The 5,573-nt window shown below is 62.8% G+C and carries 7 protein-coding genes; 2 read left to right on the top strand and 5 right to left on the bottom strand.

The genetic code is table 11. The annotated features are described in order from the left end of the window. Positions 1-69: 69 nt before the first annotated feature. A complete protein-coding gene (gene fmt / locus ABW043_RS11665) occupies positions 70-996 on the top strand; it encodes a methionyl-tRNA formyltransferase (protein ID WP_353921376.1) in 927 nt (308 codons plus the stop codon). Further along, entirely contained in the window at positions 996-1,733 is a 738-nt protein-coding gene (truA, locus tag ABW043_RS11660) for a tRNA pseudouridine(38-40) synthase TruA (RefSeq protein WP_353921375.1), read from the top strand. Before fmt ends, truA begins: the two co-directional genes overlap by 1 nt. Here truA and ABW043_RS11655 read toward each other — a convergent pair. The 5 genes from ABW043_RS11655 to dapD form a co-directional block, all read right to left on the bottom strand. Beyond that, positions 1,730-2,293, bottom strand: a complete 564-nt coding sequence (locus ABW043_RS11655; protein ID WP_353921374.1) for a hypothetical protein — start codon at positions 2,291-2,293, stop codon at positions 1,730-1,732. The two genes, truA and ABW043_RS11655, sit on opposite strands and share 4 nt — an antisense overlap. A 16-nt stretch (positions 2,294-2,309) precedes the next feature. Then, complete coding sequence (locus ABW043_RS11650; RefSeq protein ID WP_353921373.1) at positions 2,310-2,855, bottom strand: hypothetical protein; 546 nt, start codon at positions 2,853-2,855, stop codon at positions 2,310-2,312. After that, positions 2,852-4,006, bottom strand: a complete 1,155-nt coding sequence (dapE, locus tag ABW043_RS11645; protein ID WP_353921372.1) for a succinyl-diaminopimelate desuccinylase — start codon at positions 4,004-4,006, stop codon at positions 2,852-2,854. Before dapE ends, ABW043_RS11650 begins: the two co-directional genes overlap by 4 nt. Before the next feature lie 16 nt (positions 4,007-4,022). Beyond that, positions 4,023-4,502, bottom strand: a complete 480-nt coding sequence (locus tag ABW043_RS11640) for a DUF805 domain-containing protein (protein ID WP_353921371.1) — start codon at positions 4,500-4,502, stop codon at positions 4,023-4,025. Positions 4,503-4,610: 108 nt separating this feature from the next. After that, positions 4,611-5,453 carry a 2,3,4,5-tetrahydropyridine-2,6-dicarboxylate N-succinyltransferase gene (gene dapD / locus ABW043_RS11635; RefSeq protein ID WP_353921370.1) on the bottom strand — a complete coding sequence of 281 codons (843 nt, stop codon included), beginning with the start codon at positions 5,451-5,453 and terminating at the stop codon, positions 4,611-4,613. Positions 5,454-5,573 lie beyond the last annotated feature (120 nt).

Raw genomic sequence — 5,573 nt, 5'->3', positions numbered from 1 at the left:
AACCCCTCACCCGCCCTTCGGGCACCCTCTCCCACAAGGGGAGAGGGGGACAGCGGAGCTAGTTAGCCAATGCGCGTCGTCTTCATGGGCACGCCCGAATTTTCCGTGCCGACGCTGACCGAGATCGTTGCCTCCGGCCACGAAGTCATCGCTGTCTATACGCGTGCGCCAAAGCCGGCCGGTCGCGGCCAGGCCGAGCGCAAGAGCCCGGTGCATGAAGCGGCCGAAAATTTCGGCATTCCCGTCTTCACGCCAAAGAGCCTCCGCAACGAGGCCGAGCAACTCCAGTTCGCCTCGCTGGGCGCCGAAGTCGCCGTCGTCGTCGCCTATGGCCTGATCCTGCCAAAGCCCATCCTCGACGCCCCCACCGAAGGCTGCCTCAATCTCCACGGTTCGCTGCTGCCCCGCTGGCGTGGCGCCGCGCCCATGCAGCGCGCCATCATGGCCGGCGACAAGCAGACCGGCATCGTCGTCATGAACATGGACGTGGGCCTTGATACCGGCGCCATGGGCCCGACGGAAATCATCCCCATCGGTCCCGACATGACCGCGGGCGAATTGCACGACCAGATGATGCGCCTCGGCGCCGATCTCATGGGCCGCGCCCTCGCTGCCCTCGAACGCGGCAGCCTCCACTTCACGCCCCAGCCCGAAGCGGGCGTGACCTACGCCGCAAAAATCGAAAAGGCCGAAGCCAAGCTCGATTTCTCGAAGTCCGCCGAAGACGTCCACAACACCATTCGCGGCCTCTCGCCTTTCCCCGGCGCCTGGTTCGAACTCGACCTGGGCGGCAAACCGACCCGCATCAAGGCCCTCCGCTCGACGCTCGCATCAGGCAACGCCGCCCCCGGCACGCTGATCGGCCCCGATCTCACCATTGCCTGTGGCAATGGCGCCGTCCGCCTCACCCAGGTGCAGCGCGAAGGCAAGGGCGCCATGGATGCCGCAACCTTCCTTCGCGGGGCAGGGGTCTTGCCCACCACCGTCGTCGGCTGATGCCACGCTATCGCATCACGCTCGAATATGACGGCACGCCCTTCTGCGGCTGGCAGCGCCAGGCCGATCGGATGAGCGTGCAGCAGGCGCTTGAAGAGGCGATCTTCCGTTTTTCGGGCGAAACCGTCTCCACCCAGGCCTCCGGCCGCACCGATGCCGGCGTCCACGCCCTCGGCCAGGTCGTCCACTTCGACCTCTCCACCGATCGCGACCCGTTTCGCGTGCGCGAGGCGCTCAACTACCATCTGCGCCCCAACCCCGCCGCGGTCATCGATTGCGAAATCGTCCCCGAGACCTTTGAAGCCCGCTTCTCGGCCCTCGCCCGCCACTACGAGTACCGTATCCTCAATCGCCGCGCCCCCGCCGCGCTCGAGCGTCATCAGGTCTGGCACGTCCCCATGCCGCTTGATGCCGATGTCATGCACGAAGCCGCGCAGAGAATTCTCGGCCGCCACGATTTCACGACGTTCCGCTCGTCCGAGTGCCAGGCCAATTCGCCCATCCGCACGCTCGACCATTTCGCCGTGCGCCGCGAACTCGACCACGTGGTCGTCACCGCCAGCGCCCGAAGTTTCCTCCACCATCAGGTGCGCTCCATGGTCGGCTCGCTGAAACTGGTGGGCGAAGGCAAATGGACCCCGGCCGATTTTCGCGCCGCGCTCGACGCAGCCGACCGCAGCCGCTGCGGCGCCATGGCGCCATCAGCAGGTTTGTACTTCGTAAAAGTCGACTACTAGGTCAGCGGCGGCGCTGGCAGGAACAGGGCAACAATGCCCAGGGCCAGGAACACGCCCACTGCCTGCGACACGAACAAGAGCCCGATCTGCAGCGGCGCCAGCGTCACGATAAAGCGGCCAATGTTGATGAAGGTCAGCAGCGCCACAATGGCAATGCCGAGCAACAGCACGATCCCCACTTCGCCGAACAGCGTCGAAATCAGCAGCAGCACCGCCGAAAGCAGCGTCACCCAGTTGCTGGCAACGAGATAGGGAATGAACCCATCCTGCCGGCCCATTTGCCTGAGCACGATGGCGGCCATGCCTGCCTGCGCCACGAACAGCACGGCATTAACGACAACCGACTGCGTCGCCGTCCCCGCGGGCAGGTCGATGCCGAACAGCACCGGCCCAAAACCGGCCAGCATCACGGCGACAACCGCCGCGATCAGGCTGCCGACAAGGCCACGCTGGGAAAAATCAAAATAGACCGAAGCATCGCGCTTGCCGGTGATCAGGGCAACGCAACCCCGGATGGCGCTCGCGGCTTCTTCGAAAAAGGGAGAATTAGGCTGGGCCAAGGGCGTGGGTCTCGTCTCAAGGTGTGGGCGCGGCCACGGGGCCAAGCACCATGTAGAGCGTCACTGGCATACCGACAAGCAGCACCATGGTCAAAACCGCAAATGCCGCACTCACGCCAATATTCCACCCACCGGCCCGCCAGCCCAGATTAAAGAGAAGAAAGGCGAGGCCGACCCAGAGAAGGATCAGCACCGGCCCGGCGATCAGCGAGAGAATCGTCCCCATCACCAAATACGCGATCAGCGCATAAATTCCCGGCACCAGGAGGGTCATCACCTGCACATCGCGCGGCACCATTCTCCTGGTGACATGAATGCCGATCAGCAGCGCCACAATGGAAAGGCTCTGCACCAGAATGGCAACGACGAGGCCAATCAGGCTGGGCATGCCGACATTGGCCGAAGCCAGGGCAATCGAGAGCAGCGCGAAAAACAGGAACAGCACCAGCGCCGTCGTCAGTCCGGCCGCCGAAATCGTAAAATGCCTCTGCCAATCGGCCTCGCCGCGAATGATGGCGATCCAGCCGGCCAACGCTTCCTTCAGTGCCGCAAAGGTCTTCATTCCGCCTCGCTCGCGAAAAATCTCGCCATGAAGCTCTCGTAGATCGCCGTCAGCCCGACAAGGTCGGTGATGGCGATATGTTCATCGGCCTTGTGCATGGAGGGGCCAACAAGCCCACACTCCACCACCGGCCCGTATTGGGCAATAAAGCGCGCATCCGAAGTGCCGCCGCCGGTCGAATATTCAGGCCGCCGTCCGGTCACATCCTCGATGGCGTCCGAAAGCGTGTCGATATCGTCGCTGAGCGGCGAGAGGAACGAGCGCGAGGGGACACCGGCCAGCTCGAACCTGACCTCGGTACTCTTGGCCTCGACCGAAGCAATCCGCTCGCGTACCCACTCCGCCAATGTGTCCGGCGTCCATGTGTCATTGTAGCGGATATTGAATTTCAGCACCCCGGCACCCGGAATGACATTGCTGGTCGGATTGCCGACATCGACGGTCGTCACTTCAAGATTGCTGGCCGGAAAGTGCTCTGTGCCATCGTCGAGCTTCGTCGTGCTCAGCGCCGTCAAAATCCCCGCCAGCACCGGCAGCGGATTGTTCGCCTTGTGCGGATAGGCGACATGCCCCTGCACACCCTTCACCGTCACCACGCCTGAAAATGACCCGCGCCGCCCGATCTTGATGCTGTCGCCCAGCGCTTCGGCCGAACTCGGCTCGCCCACAAGCGCAAAGTCAAAGCTGTGGCCGTTGGCTTCCATCCAGCGGACGAGTTTTTCCGTGCCATTGATGGCGTCGGCTTCTTCGTCATTGGTGATGGCCAGCTGGATCGTGCCAGCCTGCGTCGGAATGGCCGCGCACGCCGCGACAAACGCCGCCACGCCCGATTTCATATCGGCCGCGCCGCGCCCAAACAGCTTTCCATCGGCCACCCGCGGCTCGAAGGGATCGCTCGTCCACTGCGCCAGATCCCCCGGCGGCACCACATCGGTATGCCCGGCAAAGAGCAGTTTCTTTCCGCCGGTGCCGCGCGTCGCAAAGAGATTGTCGACGGGATAGGACCCGTCACCATCGAACCGCAGATGCGTCACGGCAAAGCCGATCGCTTCCAGCTCTTTCCCCAAAAGATCGAGCGCCCCGGCTGCCTCCGGCGTCACCGATGGGCAGGCAATGAGGCGTTCGAGCAGGTTCTGCGGGTCGATGGTCAACGGAAAATCCTAAAGGTCAGGCAGCGGCGCCGACGGGGTCGGCACCATAGGAGTTGGAGCCCGTCGTGCCCTTGAGAAAACCGAGCTGCACGAACAGGTAGATGGCGAAAATGCCGAAAAGAAGATTAAGAGCGGTCAACCAGAATGGCGGTTGGGGAAGCATCAGGCCGTTGCCGACATCGGTAATCGTATAGCCGATCGCGGTGGCGGCAAGCAGATTGAGCAGGACGCTCACGCCGAGAAAAATTTTGAGGTCCATGCCGTCGTTGTCGCGGTCGTGACGGCGCTTCATTCCTAGATTGTAGGTTGGCCAAAGCAGGGCCAGGTTCAGCAGCAGATAGAGCCAAGAAAGAATGGCGAAATTGCCAAAGGCAATCAAGTTCAAGACCAAGCTGCCGACCAGCGCGATCACGATCATAACCAAGCCACCGATCCACCATTGCTGGCGGCCGATCCGGCCTTCAGACGTGGTCAATAGTGCAACGATTTTATCCATGACTTCCCCCACATTGGCCCGGAATCATTCCGGCGCAAGGCGAAGATTAGGATGCCGGCGCGGCGAGAGCCAGCGCCGGTTATTATGCCGGACGAACCCTGGTTCGGCCTAGTCGCGCAGCAGTTCGTTGATGCCGGTCTTCGAGCGCGTCTGTGCGTCGACCGTCTTGACGATCACGGCGCAATAAAGGTTCGGGCCCGGCGTGCCATCGGGCAGCGGCTTGCCCGGCAGCGAGCCGGAAACGACGACCGAATAGGGCGGCACCTTGCCCATATGCACTTCGCCCGTGGCGCGGTTGATGATTTTCGTCGAGGCGCCGATGAAGACGCCCATGGAAATCACCGAGCCTTCTCCCACGATGACGCCTTCAACGACTTCCGAACGCGCGCCGACAAAGCAATTGTCTTCGATGATGGTCGGATTGGCCTGCAGCGGCTCAAGCACGCCGCCAATGCCGACGCCGCCCGAGAGGTGCACATTCTTGCCGATCTGCGCGCAGGAACCCACGGTTGCCCAAGTGTCGACCATGGAGTTTTCATCGACATAAGCGCCGAGATTCACAAAGCTCGGCATCAGGATAACGCCCTTGCCGATAAACGCCGACTGGCGCACCACGGCGCCCGGCACGGTGCGGAAACCGGCCGCGCGATACTGGTTGTCGCCCCAGCCCACAAACTTGCTCGGCACCTTGTCGAACCAGTTGGCCCCGCCCGGCGCGCCTTCGATGAGCACATTGTCATTGAGGCGGAAGGACAGCAGCACGGCCTTCTTCAGCCACTGATTGACCTGCCATTCGCCGTCGATCTTTTCGGCCACGCGAGCCTGTCCGCTGTCGAGCAGGTTGAGCGCCGTTTCCACTGCATCGCGCACTTCGCCTTTGGTCGAGAGATTGATCTCGGCCCGGTTTTCAAAGGCGGTTTCGATGGTGGTGGAAAGCTGGGCGTTCGACATGACGGCTCCTACGGAAATGCTGGCGCGGACCATAGCGGGGCAGGGCGGAGTGTCAACTTGAATGCGGGCTTCTGCGCCTGCCGACCCCCACCCTCATTCCCTCCCCACAAGGGGGAGGGA

The sequence above is a fragment of the Devosia sp. genome (assembly GCF_040509215.1).
GTDB lineage: Bacteria > Pseudomonadota > Alphaproteobacteria > Rhizobiales > Devosiaceae > Devosia.
Note: the sequence above shows the minus strand (reverse complement) of the source record. Positions and strands in the feature narration are given on the sequence as shown.

Bases quoted from the DNA above. Each gene is read 5' to 3' on its own strand.
- fmt (WP_353921376.1), top strand. From the start codon at position 70: ATGCGCGTCGTCTTCATGGGCACGCCCGAATTTTCCGTGCCGACGCTG.
- truA (WP_353921375.1), top strand. From the start codon at position 996: ATGCCACGCTATCGCATCACGCTCGAATATGACGGCACGCCCTTCTGC.
- ABW043_RS11650 (WP_353921373.1), bottom strand. From the start codon at position 2,855: ATGAAGACCTTTGCGGCACTGAAGGAAGCGTTGGCCGGCTGGATCGCC.
- ABW043_RS11640 (WP_353921371.1), bottom strand. From the start codon at position 4,502: ATGGATAAAATCGTTGCACTATTGACCACGTCTGAAGGCCGGATCGGC.
- dapD (WP_353921370.1), bottom strand. From the start codon at position 5,453: ATGTCGAACGCCCAGCTTTCCACCACCATCGAAACCGCCTTTGAAAAC.